11 protein-coding genes are annotated in these 15,592 nt (G+C 41.7%); 5 read left to right on the forward strand and 6 right to left on the reverse strand.

Annotated elements, in window-relative coordinates:
• The first annotated feature begins 268 nt into the window (after positions 1-268).
• A complete protein-coding gene (locus ACDQ55_RS17410; RefSeq protein WP_420982731.1) occupies positions 269-811 on the forward strand; it encodes a hypothetical protein in 543 nt (180 codons plus the stop codon).
• A gap of 102 nt (positions 812-913) precedes the next feature.
• Here ACDQ55_RS17410 and ACDQ55_RS17415 read toward each other — a convergent pair whose 3' ends face one another.
• The 5 genes from ACDQ55_RS17415 to ACDQ55_RS17435 form a co-directional block, all read right to left on the reverse strand.
• Positions 914-1,105, reverse strand: coding sequence for a hypothetical protein (locus tag ACDQ55_RS17415; RefSeq protein WP_420982732.1), 192 nt, complete (start codon positions 1,103-1,105; stop codon positions 914-916).
• Positions 1,102-1,296, reverse strand: a complete 195-nt coding sequence (locus tag ACDQ55_RS17420) for a hypothetical protein (protein WP_420982733.1) — start codon at positions 1,294-1,296, stop codon at positions 1,102-1,104. The genes ACDQ55_RS17415 and ACDQ55_RS17420 overlap by 4 nt, the downstream gene beginning before the upstream one ends.
• Before the next feature lie 625 nt (positions 1,297-1,921).
• Positions 1,922-2,815, reverse strand: coding sequence for a slipin family protein (locus ACDQ55_RS17425; RefSeq protein ID WP_420982734.1), 894 nt, complete (start codon positions 2,813-2,815; stop codon positions 1,922-1,924).
• Between the two features lie 66 nt (positions 2,816-2,881).
• On the reverse strand, positions 2,882-4,516 hold the full coding sequence (locus tag ACDQ55_RS17430) for an acyl-CoA dehydrogenase family protein (protein WP_420982735.1): 1,635 nt from the start codon (positions 4,514-4,516) through the stop codon (positions 2,882-2,884).
• Positions 4,517-4,648: 132 nt separating this feature from the next.
• A complete protein-coding gene (locus tag ACDQ55_RS17435) occupies positions 4,649-7,753 on the reverse strand; it encodes an amino acid adenylation domain-containing protein (RefSeq protein ID WP_420982736.1) in 3,105 nt (1,034 codons plus the stop codon).
• A 577-nt stretch (positions 7,754-8,330) separates the two neighbouring features.
• On the opposite strand from ACDQ55_RS17435, the gene ACDQ55_RS17440 reads away from it, so the two are divergent.
• The 4 genes from ACDQ55_RS17440 (at position 8,331) to ACDQ55_RS17455 (ending at position 13,522) form a co-directional block, all read left to right on the forward strand.
• Positions 8,331-8,867: a hypothetical protein gene (locus ACDQ55_RS17440; RefSeq protein WP_420982737.1), complete on the forward strand. Its 537-nt coding sequence runs from the start codon at positions 8,331-8,333 to the stop codon at positions 8,865-8,867.
• Between the two features lie 81 nt (positions 8,868-8,948).
• On the forward strand, positions 8,949-11,705 hold the full coding sequence (locus ACDQ55_RS17445; RefSeq protein WP_420982738.1) for a hypothetical protein: 2,757 nt from the start codon (positions 8,949-8,951) through the stop codon (positions 11,703-11,705).
• Positions 11,706-11,981: 276 nt separating this feature from the next.
• Positions 11,982-12,707: a Crp/Fnr family transcriptional regulator gene (locus tag ACDQ55_RS17450; RefSeq protein WP_420982739.1), complete on the forward strand. Its 726-nt coding sequence runs from the start codon at positions 11,982-11,984 to the stop codon at positions 12,705-12,707.
• 11 nt (positions 12,708-12,718) lie between these two features.
• The gene (locus tag ACDQ55_RS17455) at positions 12,719-13,522 is read left to right on the forward strand and encodes a hypothetical protein (protein WP_420982740.1); all 804 of its coding nucleotides are present in this window, start codon (positions 12,719-12,721) and stop codon (positions 13,520-13,522) included.
• 112 nt (positions 13,523-13,634) lie between these two features.
• Here ACDQ55_RS17455 and ACDQ55_RS17460 read toward each other — a convergent pair whose 3' ends face one another.
• Positions 13,635-15,248 carry a hypothetical protein gene (locus ACDQ55_RS17460; RefSeq protein WP_420982741.1) on the reverse strand — a complete coding sequence of 538 codons (1,614 nt, stop codon included), beginning with the start codon at positions 15,246-15,248 and terminating at the stop codon, positions 13,635-13,637.
• Between the last annotated feature and the right edge of the window lie 344 nt (positions 15,249-15,592).

Here is a 15,592-nt window from a genome sequence, read left to right on the forward strand (position 1 = left end):
AGGTTATGGAAAAACTATTATCTTAAAAAAGGAACTGTAAATGAGGAGCAGGACTAAGAGTAAAACGCAAATCTATTTTAGGACTTATTTTTAAAATCTGTAAACTTATTTTAGGACGAGACAAGGGAGCTTATGTCGATTTTTCAATACCAGCAAATAAACTAAGCCCTCTCCCTGGATATTTAGGTGCAGAGAGTGGTACTGGTGCTAGGATTGTCACAGAAGGAGCTCCTTTGAATATCAAAAATTTAAATCCAACATTTAAAAAATGGAAGCTTTGGTAACAACAAATAATAAAGTATTTATTGATTATAAATATTTGATAGGAATAAGTGCGTGTTTAAGGCAAGTAGATTTATCTATTGATAGGTGCAGATGGACTAGTTGGAATGAGTTACGAGCTTTTTATAAAGAGAGAACAGGTGTAGATTATTTTTTTGATTTTTTTATTAATAAATGTCAAGAATTGAGTTTATCCCCTCGATACCATGAATCGAACAGTACGACAGGTAAATTTAGCTATATAATAAGAAGTCTTTTATTAGCCTTTTTAAAGCAAAAAAGTTTTATGACAATCAATGAGCTTGAAACAAGTTATTACTTGTTAAATGAGTTTAAAAGTATGCTCAGAAACGAATCTCCCGATCCTAAGCATGTTGAATTAATACGTTTTAGAATTGCTAATTATTATACTAATATTTTATTACCTAAATTAAAAAAGAAAGATATTGATAGGGTCTTGAAGATTGGTCATTATTTGCAAAATGAAAGTATAGAGACACTCTCGCTAAATGAAATAGTAGGCAATTAATTTAAATTGCGAATATAGCAGATGCAAGAAGCCGCAGATTACTGCGGCTTCTTTGTTTATGTGTAATAGTTAAGATTTGATCCGACAGTCGGGTTAATATTTTTAGGCAGCTGGCGGTAAATTGTCCAGCTGTTTTTCTTTTGCCAAAGATAATGTTTCTTCAAAGGTCTGTAGTGGAGCTCTTCCAAAACAGTATTTACCTGTGTGAGTACGCTCTTTATTGTAGTTATTGATCCATAGATCCAAATCTGCCTGTATCTCCTCTATAGAGTTGTCCTGAATGGTGCGATTCAAACGTTCACATATCCCGTGTCGGCTCCCCTTTTGTTGGGTGCTACTAACCCGGCCACGGCTGCACGTAAAGCTGAGCCTTGTATACCCATTCCCAACCCCCATAGCACCATTCCGATGACAACCATTTTAAAATCCAGGAGAAATACCAATGGTGCAAAAAAGATACTTAGCAAGGTATCTGTGATGATCACCTGAAAACCGGCTTTGTCATACAGTTTCCCGGTGATAAGGCACTAAGGGCCCCACTTACCATGGCAACAGAATATATGATAAGCATCCAGTCATCTTCCATCAGGTGGGCTTGTTTAAAATGATACACTATTAATGGATGATCAGCGTAATCCGCTGCAATGAATATTCCTGTTACGACATATAATTTAAAAAGCAGTGGGTAATATTTTCTTTCAGTGTTTCGGTAGCCACTTCCAATGAATCGGGGTGAGAGTATATATCCGTTTGCCTTGTACTAACAACACAAGTGCACAGATAGCCGGTATCAGTAAAATTGCATAGACTACCTGGTAATGCTCTTTCTTGTAAAAGAGTACTGGACTTACCAATAATGGTCCTCCTCTTTGATCAAGAGCTTCATGCAATCCAAATCCCCAACCTCTCCCGGTTTTATGGGATGCAAAAGACAACATCGCATCCGGGGTGGGAAGGCTGATGGCTTTGCCAACGCGTTCTGTGATTATAAGTATTATCGCAAGTTGCCAATAGCCGACCATGGTTAATCTCCAGTCCCATGATTGTTAATTGAATGTAAGAAGGCCGCAACCTGTTGGGTTATGTAACTATGTAAGAGAAAAGTATATTCTATTCATTTGCTTTTTCCTGCCCAATTCCCATGCTTAAGGCAGTTAACCCGGTCACGTTTCCTAACTGCATTGTATCCACTGCTGAACTAGGTACAATTACAATGGTTGAGTTTTGCTTCAATCCTTCATAAAGCATATTCATCGCTCTTAAATGCAAGGCTACCGGATTGTTTGCATAAGTTAATGCGGCTTCCCCAAATTTTTCAGCTACTTGTTTTTCTGAATCGCCTAAAATTACCCTTGCCTGTCTTTCTCTTTCTGCCTGTGCCTGCATGGACATAGCATTCTCTAATGCCGGAGGAATTAAAACGTCTTTTACTTCTACAGAATTAACATGAATGCCCCATGGTTCGGTACGTTCGTCAATAATTGTTTGTAGTATACTGCTGATCTTATCTCTTCCCTCAAGCATATCCGAAAGCATCGTCTTTCCTATCACATCGCGCAATGCCGTTTGTGCGGCCCAACTGATGGCGCTTAAGTAATCTGCTACTTCAAGGGCTGCCTTTTGCGGATTCATTACCTTCCAGAATAATACTGCATCTACATCAACAGGTACCGTATCTTTAGTAAGGGTTTTTTCCGCCTTGAAAGATGTGGTTATAACACGCGTATCAATCCAGTATGGGATGGTATCTATCACTGGAACAATGAAAAATAAACCAGGTCCTTTAAGAGATTTAAAATGTCCGAGTCTCAATACCACGGCTTTGTCCCATGGGTCAGCAATCTTGATGGCAGCAGATATGATGAGTGCGATTACAAAAGCACTTGCTGCAATGATGCTGCTTGGTACAAGAGTTGTGCTCGTATATATGGAGCGTGCCAATACTATCCCTATGCCAGTGATAATAAAAAATATAAGCAAGGGAAATAAACTTTTACTTTTCATATTGATTGGGAGTTTAAAAATGTGAAATAATAAACATCACAAAATGAAGTTAACAACCTCCTGGGATTAAGCGCAATAAGTCCTGTTGATCACTTCATCCAAAACGTTTTCATTTTCCAGTGTGCCCCAGGTGGCATTTCTTTTTTCTGAAAGCCTTGATTCGCAAAATAATTGTGCAATGGTGTGTGGAGCAACCTGAATTAATTCAATAGCCTGGATAGCTAAAGCCATTTTTTCTACGATAATGCGTGCTTTGAATTCATCCGGATGGGATATGAGTTGATCCAGGTGTTTCAAGTGAAGGTCTAGGCTGGAATCAAGCCCTTTTGCTTTTTGAAAGTAGTTCATTAGTGCTTCTATACTCCGTGGTTCTTTATGCATGGCGCGTAGTACATCCAAAGCCTGTACGTTGCCGGAGCCTTCCCAGATGGAATTCACCGGTACATCCCGATATAATCTGGGCATAATTGATTCTTCTACGTAACCGTTGCCACCAAGGCATTCCAATGCTTCGCCTAGCACAAGCATAGCTCTTTTGGTGTTCCAGAATTTTCCGATCGCAGTAGCTATCCTTGTAAAGTATGTGGCTTCTTCGTTTAATAGTGAATCATCAAAGCCTTTTGCCAGGCGCATCGCCAATGTAGTGGCAGCTTCGGATTCCAGGGATAGATCTGCCAAAACATTTTTCATCAGGGGCTGGTCTATCAGTTTTTTACCGAAAACACTTCTATGGTTGCAGTGATGAATGGCTTCTGTTAATGCCCGCTGTATAGTGCCAGCAGAACCAATGGCACAGTCCAGGCGGGTATGACGCACCATCTCCATGATATTGGCAATGCCCCGGCCTTCGTCTCCAATGATTCTCCCCCAGGCTCCATGAAATTCTACTTCCCCCGATGCGTTGGATTTATTACCTAGCTTATCTTTTAACCGTTGGAAATGGAGTTGACTTTTCCCTCCATCAGGAGTGAACCTGGGAACCAGGAAACAACTCAATCCCTTACCGGTTTGTGCTAAAACGAGGAAGGCATCGCTCATGGGAGCGCTGCAAAACCATTTTCTGCCAGTAATTTGATACACCCCCTTACCGGTAGCTTTGGCGAAAGTGAGATTAGCGCGTACATCGCTGCCACCCTGTGGTTCGGTCATGGCCATGCCAAATGTAACCCCTTTTTTATGGGCGTAAGGGATGTGCCGCTCGTCATATTCATTGGAAAGAACAAGGGGCAGCCATTCACGGGCTATGTCCGGTTCGAGCCTCAAGGAAGGGACCACTGCAAAAGTCATCGTTAACGGGCAACTGCTACCTTCGTCTATTTGTTGTTTGAGATAGGATAATACACTATGTGCGAGATAGCTTCCCTTGTTGCCGGAAGTCCAGGTGATGGAATGCACCTGATGCCTGATAGCCGCTTCCATCATCTCATGGTACGCCGGATGATAGTTTACTATATCGAGGCGGTTGCCGAAACGGTCGTGGGTTTTTAGGACGGGCAGGTTTTTATTGGCCATATCGCCGGCTTCTTGCATCTTATAACTCCCCATGAGCTCACCAAAAGCTTTTGCCTGCTCATTAATCCAACCACCGCCATATGCGTTAATGGCATTTTGCAAGACTTCATTGGTGGTAAATGAATTATAATCTGTAAGGATGGGCACCTGATTAATCGATGTGTTAAAATCAAAACCGGAGGGAAGCATAATTAGAGGTTTTTGATAACCGAATTTAAACCTTTTAGGCCAAAGACTAGGAAAGTGCGCCTACAGATTGTGTTAAACTAAAAACCCGCTTTTAATGCGGGTTTTTAGTTGATATGTGAGGGCTTCCCAATATTACTGCAGCAATCCCATGAACTTTAAATATGCATCCAGTATTTGTTTATCAAACACAGGTTCTTCAATCCCTGATCCATTCAGAAAACGGGTAACATGTGCACAATCCCAGATGTAGGTATGTTGGTATAATTCTACAGTGGATAGTCCTTCGTGCATATTATCCTTAAAGAGGCTCGTTAATGGGAATAACCGGTTTTTACTATCGTCTTCCCATTGCCTCCTCCATGTTTTATAGGGAAGACCTTTTAACGTAAATGGATAGTGTTGTTGAAGTAACTCAAAGAAATCTTCTAGGGTAAGATTTGTTTCCGGCCTAGCAATTAAATTGAATTTAAGGCCAATGGCGTCCTTATTCTTAGAAATATATGCAATGGCTTTGGTCATATAATCTACGGTGATCAATCCTTCCCGGAGTTCTTTTAATAGGGGATAAGATTTCAATTCGATACAGTTTTTAACAAGTCCAGCCCACCATTGGTAGGGTGCACTGGCGCCTGTTATGCTATGGCACATGGCATATCCAAGCCTGTATGTGATTACCGGTAAGCCTTTTTGGGCGGCCAGGTCTGCAATGGCTTCCATTACCCATTTACTTCTTACGTATCCGATATCTTTGCTTACTGCCAGCAGATTTTGTGTGATGTCGTCTGTTTCAAGCATAACTGTTTTATTAGTAAATACGTGCCCCCAGCTGTATACGGAAATAGTGGATAAGAGAACAAGGCATTTTGTTTTGCCAGCTCCTGCAAGGCGGATAATTTCTCTTAAACCATCAACATTCGGGGCCTTCATGTAAGAGTAAGGCTCTATGAAGTTCACGGAGCTGCCGGAATGGTATATTACGTCTATGTTTTGACTAAGGAAGCTGAATTGTTGTTCCTGCAGTCCCAGAAATGGTTTACTGAAATCTCCTGCAACCGGGATGATCCTGTGATGTACTGCTTCAATGCCGGTAATATGATAGGCAGCAAAACATTGGTCAATTTTTTCCATGGCGTGAAATTCATCCTGGGCCCTCACTAAGCAATAAATATCAGCATGGGTGGTATGTAACAGTTCATGAAGGAGGTGGATACCAATAAATCCGGTGGCGCCTGTAAGCAATAAGGCTGTTGGGTGTTGCAGGGATTCAGGATCAAAGCCGCCGGTAATCACAGTACCTGGAGCAAGGTACACGTCATTTTTCAGCTCTATGTATGGCTCTATGTCTTCTTCAGGGAGTGTGGAGGCTAGGGTCCTGGTACTTAATATAGCTGCCAGTTCCTGTAAAACAGGATATTGGTAGATGTCGCGCATGTATACTTTTATACCGGTTTTCTCCTGGAGACGGGTGGCTACAACGGCTACCAGTAGGGAGTCGCCGCCGATATCAAAGAAGTTGTCTGTTCTGTTTATTCCTGGGCGTCCCAGGGCTTCGGACCATATGTCTGCGATTACTTGTTCTGTTTCGTTAATAGGCGGTTCGGCGGCAAAGATCTCTTGCAGGTATTTTTCCGCTATTTCAGCCAGATTACTCCTGTTTACTTTTCCATTTTCTGTTAAGGGAATTTCTTTAATAGAAATGATTTGCGCAGGGATCATATAACCTGGTAGCTCACGTTTAAGGCGTTGTCTTACTTCAGGAATATCCGTTGTTGAGATGCCTTTTTCCGGCACAATAAAAGCCACGAGGTATTTATGATGACTGGCATTATCTTTAGGAATAACGCTGGCATACCTGATCCCAGAGATATTGAGCAAGGCCTGTTCAATTTCTCCGAGTTCTACACGGAATCCCCGGATTTTAACCTGGGTGTCTATTCTGCCAAGAAACTGTATACTGCCATCGGGCAACCACCGGGCAAGATCCCCGGTCATATATAATCGTTCTCCAGGTTGGAAAGGATGTGGGATAAATTTGCTGTTGGTAAGTGCTTCATTATTGAGATAACCTTTAGCGAGTGCAATACCGCTTATACAGAGTTCCCCCACGGCGCCTATAGGCACTAATTCCAATTGGGCGTTCAGGATATAAGCCTGGGTGTTGGCAATGGGCCTTCCAATAGAAGAGATGAAATGACCATCTTTTTCTTTTACCTTTCTATAGGTGGCATACACGCTACACTCAGTGGGGCCATAATAATCTATCAGTTCATAAGAAAGATCTGTTGTTGATACAGGCTTTAATTGTTCTCCACCGGTAAAGAGAAATTTCAGGTTCAATCCACTGAGTTGCCTGGTATATTCTACTACCCCAGGTGCTAGCGCTGTTGGTGTAAAGCCATGCGTAATGCCATTGCGCAGATAATAATCCGAGAGTGTAAGTGCATTGATCCGTTCGTCATTATTTGCAATGAACAGGGTGGCACCTGCTGTTAGCGCCGACCATGTTTCCCATACGGATATATCGAATGCCAGACCGGCTACTAAAGTTAACCTGGAACTAGAGGTTACTTCAAAGGTGTTGTTATGCCACGTAACCAGGTGTTCAATAGAGTGGTGTGTAACAACAACTCCTTTGGGTTTCCCTGTAGATCCTGAAGTGTAAATAACATATGCCGCTTCACGGTAATCGGTGTGAGTAGCTGGTTGGGAAACAGGTAGATGGGCTATCGTGGATAGTTGATCGATATAGAACAATGTTACCTCTGTTGCCTGTTCTATCAATGTTCCATAGGCCTTGTCTGTAATCACTGTTGTGGCCCCGGCATCAGCAATAATGTAAGCTGCCCGGTTAACAGGATAGGCTGGGTCAATAGGTACATACGCGGCGCCTGTTTTTAACACGCCTATAACTGCTATTAGCCATTCTACAGACCTGTCTAGCCAGATAGCTATCCGTGTGCCTGGCCCTACATGATTGCCTGCCAAGTGATGAGCTAGCTGGTTGCTTTTTTGGTCTAGTTGCTGGTAGGTGAGTTGCTGTTCACCATAGCATACGGCGATGTGTTCCGGGTGCAGAAGTACCTGTTTATCAAATTGCGAGATAAGTGTTTGTTGTGTTAGATAACTCCAATGGGTAATATTAAACTCCTCCAGTATTTTACGTTGTTCTTCAGGTGTTAAAGTAACATTAGGAATAGGAGGTGTGGCGCCTTTCAATGGTTGGTTTGGATTTAACATAGTATTTTTTTTAGATTGTTTTGGATAATGACAATGATTGAATCGTACGTTGTTGTAATACGGGAAATGGGGGATTTGATCTATTCTGAAGTAAGCATGATCCGTCTGGTTTACATTTCATTCCATGGTATTCACTTTGCTGGTCTGGCTATAAAAATTTAAGGGGAGTGGATGGTGTTGTAAAATTAAAATCTCCCACTGCGATTGATTTGCATAGCGCCCTAAAATAGGAGGGTGGCCAAGCGTTCGGAGGGTAACCGGTTGGTCAATTCAGGCGAAAAGAAACCAGGAGGGCCTACAAAAATAGTATTTCAGAGGGGGCAGGGTGTATACTTTACACTTTACCAGCAAAATAGGGGGATAAAATTTTTTTTATGTCTGAAATCCTTTACCATGGCTTGTATAGTATCATTTATCCCTTATTTTTTTAGATTTAAATCAAAAAAAATAGAAATGGTGATGACGGTCATCGGTCTGAAAGTTTAATAGCTATAATATTGCACAAACAACCTCAAATGAAGATGCGCATATCCATTGTAAGGTTACTATTTACCTCAAAACTTTAAACCCAAAAAAAATGAAAGCATTGTTTTTATCGGCTGCAATGGCCATAGCTTCCATGAGCTGCTTCGCTCAGGCTTCAGATCACTCTAACGTTCATATTGGTCTGCTTTTAGACAACGTTATCGAAATTGACCCTCCAGCAGATGCGATGGGCGCTTATTTCCACACTGGCTTCGATTACACCAATGGTCTGGAATTAACAGATATCCATGGTGGACACACAAGCGATTTCTTTGTTAGTTCTAACAGAAATTTTAATGTTACTATTAAATCTGCTTCTCCAAACTTCCTGTATATCGGATTTGGAACAGGCAACACTGTAATGCCTTGCTCTGTTTTGCAATATAATCTCTTCACCAATGGTACTGGTGGTACAAATGCTACTCCAGCACCTTGGAACACATTAACAGTGGCAGCAGCACCTTTGATCAACAACGGTGTTTACGGTCCTCACAAACCTTTCTCTCTGAGATTCAGGGCTGACCCAGGATGGAGCTACAGTGCTGGTCTGTATGGTATTGATGTAGTATTAACAGCAACACAGTTATAATTAATTCCATGTCCTTAGTTAAGTAAGCCTTTTCTCCGGAAAAGGCTTACTTATCCGCTTACTTCGTTTTGTAGTGATTCCATGAAATATCTGTTATCTCCGATACTGTATATCGTATTGCATATCAGTTGTAATATTATCTGCACAGATCTGTTTGCGCAGGATGGGCGTCTTTTCTCCGTAACGATGAAAGATTCGTTAGGAGCGGACAAACAAACCCGCTTTCTGTACAATAATCTCAAGATAGTTAACAGCGAAGCCCGCCCTATTTCTTTTAACGTATCTATCCTGGTACCGGAAGGTTGGCGGCTGTTAGCGCCTGCAAGGCAAACGACTCAGCAGATAGAGGCAGGGGCTACCCTGATCTTGCCGGTAATATTAATGAAACAACAGAACACACCGGCAAAATGGCTCCCGGTAAGTGTAGAAATAAAGGAACCTGGAAACGCCAAGGACGACTGGTATAAGTTTTATGTGAAAGCGGCTCCGGTCAACGAATTTTATATTACTCCCCTTAACACCTTAATACAGTTAAAGGAAAATGAGCGGGAAATTGCAATATCAACCAGGGTCAAAAACAACGGTTCTGTTGATGGGGTCTATTCCGCCGAATTTAAAAACAATTATCTGGATATAAACCACACGGTGAAGCTAAAGCTCAGTCCGGGTATGGATACCGTTTTTACCTATAAGGAGCATCTTACGGAAAATGCCTGGAACCATTTGAAACGTGAGCGGATTATTGTTACGGTAACCGATACATCGGGTACAAGTTATATAAACTACTTAACACTGGAAAAGATACAACATGAATTAAAGGATAAGCCATCTCCTTATCCCATCTTTCCATTGTATATAGAAGGCGGCGTTATCCAATGGGGCTCGCAAACCAATTATTATGGAGGGATAAGAGGAGAAGCAATGCTCAATAATAACAACAAACTGTCGTTCTATTACAGGAGCAAGCAATATGGTCTTGGAAAGAACATTGATAAGAATATTTTCGGCATCGATTATACTACCAAAAGATGGGAGCTGTACCTTGGGCACATGAGTGATATCCGGTACTTTTATGTTTATGGCACTGGATTCAGGGTTAGTTATAAACCAGGAGGTAGGGCGGAAGTATCATTAAGTGTATCTAAACACGACAACCTGGCTTCTATTACCAACAACAATGTTACGGGAGCTGTTAAATATGGAGTGGGGCATGTAATGATTTCCCATGCTCTTTCGGCAGATATAGATAATACAAAGAAGTATAACAGCTTTCTGTTCAGTAACGAAGCACAGTTGCTGAAAAAAGATAATATTTCATTATACGTCAATGCAGGAGTGGGAAAAGATATTAGTACGCTTAACTTGCCAGGCACTCCCCCCGACAAATTAGGAGGCGCCGGAGGGTATAGTTTTAACGTGAGTGGCAAAAAGATAAGCTTCGTCAGTCAGATGCAATATAACAGCGATTATTATCCCGGCCTGAATAAAGGATTACAAATTCAATATCACACCTTTAATTGGAAATTTGGTAGCAACGGTATCGGTGCGTTTTATCAATATAACAGAACAAATGTAAGAACACTCCGCGACACCTTGTACAATACGGATGACCTGAAGTTCAACTTATCTAAATATGGTCTCACATACAGTCATGTTATAGCATCGGGAAATGCCTCCATCAGCGGCGGTAGGCTCCAGCAAACGGGTACCTTCAGCAATACCCTGCCGGAATATACATTCCTTGAGATACTTTATACCCAGCGCCTTGGGAAAAATGCCAACATCTATCTGAACACGATTAACGGTTATAATGCTTCTTATGGTACAGAGAATAAGAAGATTTTCATCACCACCTCTACACTTTCTGCGAATTATAGTTTCTTTGGTTTAAAAGGGTATTATGTGCAAACACCCGTTTTCGACAGAACTGATGAGAAAAAATTTCTGAATTACCAGCAAACCCTCCTCGCTGGCCCATATTTTAATTTCGTGATACTAAAACGGATCAAAACAAATCTTTATGATAACATCTCTAAAACTTTATATGATAGTAAGGTATATAATCTTATAGGATGTAATATATATTATCACAGTCCACACAACGGATTTGATATTAATGCTATGGCTTCTATCCCGACTCAAACGACCACTAGCACAGCTCCCAATGGGCTAAACGAGCAATATGTAAGTTTGTCTGTCATTAAAAAATTCAACGTACCCCTGATCTCACGCAGGAAATATTACACATTAAACCTTTTGCCATTTTATGATGTTAATGGTAATGGAGTCATGGATGCTGGAGAGCAATCAATCCCAAATTTGCAAATCAGTGTAAATGATATTCCCTTTATTTCAGATGCAAAAGGCCTTATTTCGTACAAAAATATTGAGCCTGCAGATTATCATCTGGATTATAGGCAGACGAATACTGTTAAAGGTATGGTACCTGCTTCAGGTTTATCTCAAACTATACCTGTTTACAAGGATATAACAGTTATGTTGCCTTTTAAGAAAAGTAGTGTTATTTCAGGATCTCTAACGATTACTAATGATACATTAAGCACCAGCCGTGTGCTTTTGGAAAATATCAAAGTCATTGCCACCGACAGCTCAGGAGTAACCTATAGTACACTTACCGATGTTAAAGGGGCTTACTTCCTGAACGTTCCTGCGGGGAAATATTCTGTTTCACTTAACCCCAGTGCTTTTACTGATAAGGTAAAACCTAAGGTGATAGCATATACTGTAGACTTAACAAATCATACGGATGGAATTGTGAATTTTGAGATCGTCGATAAAAGTAGAGAGATAAGGTTTTTCAAGGAAAAGCAACAATAAATATTTTTATAACAACAACAATAAAAATTTTAACACCCAAAGCAGACTTTGTTTTACCCCAAAATTGACAGCTAATTTTTTGCGTATTTACATTAGAAATTTCTAGCTATTTCCATCTTAAAGAACATAAGAACATTGTTATCTATTTGATCGAATAAAGGAGCATCAGCACCGTACCCCGAAAGGATTATCTGTCAAAATTATAACCATATCCCTGCATTGTTAAATCACACTTGGAATACCATGTATATACCCACGCCCTTAATTAATTCAAAGATGAAAAAGGTAATGATTATTGAAGACGTTGAATTCAAGGACACCCCGTTAAACCCGGTATCTACCATTGATGAACTATTGAAATCACAAATCGATGAAGGCAATCTTTTTCATATGAAAAAGAAACGCATCATCTACAGTGAAGGAAAATCAGCAGCGGCTATTTTTTACATTTTGAAAGGAAAGGTAAAAACCAGTAAATGGAATGAAGATGGGAAAGAGCTGATCACCGGACTTTACAAAGAGGGAGATTTTATCGGCTTCCATGCACTGATGGAAGGGGGGAGATATCGTGAAACAGCTGAAGTGATCGAAGAAGCTGATCTGGTCTCGATTTCCCGCAATGACCTCACATTTATCTTTCAATACAATCCCACCTTCCTGTTGAATATTATCAATATTCTCACAGGAAATATCGCAGATCAGCAGGAACAAATGTTAAGAATGGCCTATAGTTCGCTACGCAAGAAAGTAGGGGAAGCGCTATTGATTACCTACCAGAAATATAACCCATCTAAAAACATTGAATTCAGCCTGAATATTAGCCGTTGTAATCTGGCTGCGTTGGCCGGCGTTGCTAAAGAATCGCTTATTCGCACGTTAAGTGATCTGCGCGATGAGCGGATCATTAATATACAGGATGGAAAAATCATTATTGTTGACCATCACAAATTAGAACGTATTATCTACAGTGACGATATCAGATCTGCTAATTCCAAGGATTAAATCACCCCAACATGAAAAGTCTGTTACTAACACTCCTCGTGTGTTGCAAATTGTTGTCTTATGGACAGTCGCCAGTAGGAAAGGGAATACTGGTAAACCCGGTTACAATTGATTTTAGGCTCAACAGTGGACAAACTTCCACTGGAAAAGTCCTTATCACTAACAGGTTACCCAAGAAAAAGCAGTTTACTATCTATCTTAGTGACTGGGACCGGGATACGTTGGGAGCCCATATTTATACAGCTCCGGGAAGTTCCCGCCATTCCTGCTCTAAATGGATAAAGTTGGAAAAAACGTTTGTTGAAATAGATTCATTGCAAACAGCAGAAATTAATTTCAAAATACAGGTGCCCGATTCTGTTGATGCTACCAGTGAAATGAAGTGGGCAATGTTATTTCTGGAAACAACAGAAGAACAAATAGTTGAAAATCCCGATGGCGTGAGAACAAAAGTAAACAATAGAATGCGGGTGGGCGTGCACATCTACCAAACGCCTCCGTTGCTGCTAAATAAAGATGTCAGGATACTGGCTTTTGAACAGCTTAAAGATAGTACCAGGAAATGTCATATCCTCTGTCAGAATACGGGCAGTGTGCAAATAGAATGCAATAGTTATATTGAATTATCCAATGTGTCTACTGGCCAGAAAACTAAAGTAGAAGTGCCCTTGTTTCCCATGTTCCCCGGGCAGAAAAGAGTGGTAGAATTTGAGATCCCTAACGATATTCCTAAAGGTAAGTATTCCCTGATCGGTGTAATAGATGCGGGCACCGATGTGCCTATGGAGGCAGCCCAGAAAATGATAGATATCTGAGTAAACACTATGAGCCCATATAAAGGAAAGCATCTGGCTATCAGTAGCTGGATGCTTTCCTGCAAGTGCTACTTCCCTAGTTATAAACAGCACTAACGTTTATGCATATAGGCTATTGTATCTTACAGGAAGATACTTTATCATTTGCATTGGGGTTTAGTGTAGTAAAGTTAGGGGTGTCGCTGGTGAGGGTCCAGGAGGTGCCGGAAAAATTGTCATCTGCATACATAATCACGGTGCGGCCGGCCGGTATTTTTACGGAAGAGGCCCAATCGTTGGGAACGCCCATGGAGGCTAATTGTGCTATTGTATAGTTGCCTACCGGTAAAGACTGGCTGGCGGCGCCGCCATAGTTAACATCCTGGTAGAAAGTAACGCCGCCGCTGCTCAATACATGTGGTGTTGGGTGCGACCATACCAGGGATGTTTGTCCTTTAATCATTTTTACGCCATCGCTCACCAGGCGCAGATAGAAATCGGATGAAACATGTACGCCATCTGCATCCAGTGTCAGAAAATATTGATTGGTAGGTTTCATGGAAGCGTCTTCTGCTGCTTTCGCAATGGCGGTGCCTTCATCATATTCGTCAAACATACCTACGTATACGCTGGAAATGCCCTGGTTCCGGATATTGGCAAATTGCTGCCACATGAAATCGCCGTGGAGCCTTGGAATTTGGTTGGGAGAGCCGCCGTTCCAGTTCGACCAGGCAAAACCAGGAAAAACTTCCGCCTGGTAGTCGATTCCATTGTTGTTGCAATAAGTGTAATCTGCAGCGATAGTAGATACGTAGTTATTGGCGCCTGCAATATCGCCGAAAGTGCCGGTAGCCCAGGGCATGATCATGTTGGCGGCATTAAAGGCCGGTAGGTTAGCTGTTTGGGTACGCCAATCGCGCGGGCCGCCCACGATCACATAACAGCCCTGCGATTTGAACCAGTTGATCACGTCGGCCCAGGAAGTAGCATCACCAGGTCTGTTAGCCACGCCTACTCCCCATACGCAAACGACTGGTTTGCCGTTTTGTTTTGCATATGCTGTAGATGAGGTGAGGTGAAGGTTGTTAACGATCACATTGGTCCAATCGGGTTTTATTTCTGTCTGGAAATTTGTCCAGCCGGAAATATCATACATCACATAGAACTTACGGCCATAGGTTTGTGCGGCATTCATTACTTTGGTAGCGATGCCGTCTTTTTGCGGATCGCTCTTGCCAAAGCGTTGCAAGGCGGCGCAATCTATGCCATATTGTTGCATCCACGAAAAGTGGGTGCTGATGGTTTGATCGGTCCAGGAAGAGAACAATACAGCGGGTTGTCCATTGCCCAGGTTAGCATAGCCGGTTTGATAAGTGGAAGTATACTCCCGGGTATCTGGCCAGAGCTCAAATGTTTGATGGCCTGGTGAAGGCGCCAGACCGCCGGGGCTACTGCCCCAGTGTATCCATGAGTTGTTGGGGGAGGCGTCGCCCTTGCAGGCAAACCACGCCTGGTAGCCTACTACAAGCTTACCTACAACGTCGCCCACCGGCGATACAGTTTGTGCGCTAATACGATTGGCTTTGCTGGCAACAGGTAAAAGACCGTTTGATTGATCTTTGTGGGAACAGGCCGATAATGCAGCCAGTAACAGGCTACTATAGCCCAGCTTTTTTATGCGGTGGGTAATGGGATGTGGCCATACTTTTGCCGTCAGTGTTGTAAAAACAGCTGTCATTTGTTTCATAACTTGGTGTTGTTGATGGTTATTTAAAAATGAGAATACTAAAGCTGATCAGATAAATCTAAGAATAGGTGGTTTGTTTTGCTCCTCTTATTGGGTAGGGCCAACACGGTATACAGCACAATACACTAAAATCTTGTACAAGGCGTTCCTGCAGTGTAATGGCATGTGCCGGACAAGGTACCTGGGTGAACGTGAAAAATTGCTGTTATCAGTATTTTAAGAAAAATAGTGATTAGATTCCAACTGTCATAACATTCGATTGAAAAAATCTGAAGAAATTACTGGTGTAATAGTTATATCCCTGATAATCATTACTCAGCAATACATTAAAGGATAAAAGGCGT

Source organism: Chitinophaga sp. 30R24 (assembly GCF_049056765.1).
In the GTDB taxonomy this organism is placed as follows: domain Bacteria; phylum Bacteroidota; class Bacteroidia; order Chitinophagales; family Chitinophagaceae; genus Chitinophaga.

Bases quoted from the DNA above. Each gene is read 5' to 3' on its own strand.
- ACDQ55_RS17435 (WP_420982736.1), bottom strand. From the start codon at position 7,753: ATGTTAAATCCAAACCAACCATTGAAAGGCGCCACACCTCCTATTCCT.
- ACDQ55_RS17445 (WP_420982738.1), top strand. From the start codon at position 8,949: ATGAAATATCTGTTATCTCCGATACTGTATATCGTATTGCATATCAGT.
- ACDQ55_RS17425 (WP_420982734.1), bottom strand. From the start codon at position 2,815: ATGAAAAGTAAAAGTTTATTTCCCTTGCTTATATTTTTTATTATCACT.
- ACDQ55_RS17410 (WP_420982731.1), top strand. From the start codon at position 269: ATGGAAGCTTTGGTAACAACAAATAATAAAGTATTTATTGATTATAAA.
- ACDQ55_RS17455 (WP_420982740.1), top strand. From the start codon at position 12,719: ATGAAAAGTCTGTTACTAACACTCCTCGTGTGTTGCAAATTGTTGTCT.
- ACDQ55_RS17450 (WP_420982739.1), top strand. From the start codon at position 11,982: ATGAAAAAGGTAATGATTATTGAAGACGTTGAATTCAAGGACACCCCG.
- ACDQ55_RS17440 (WP_420982737.1), top strand. From the start codon at position 8,331: ATGAAAGCATTGTTTTTATCGGCTGCAATGGCCATAGCTTCCATGAGC.
- ACDQ55_RS17430 (WP_420982735.1), bottom strand. From the start codon at position 4,516: ATGCTTCCCTCCGGTTTTGATTTTAACACATCGATTAATCAGGTGCCC.
- ACDQ55_RS17460 (WP_420982741.1), bottom strand. From the start codon at position 15,248: ATGAAACAAATGACAGCTGTTTTTACAACACTGACGGCAAAAGTATGG.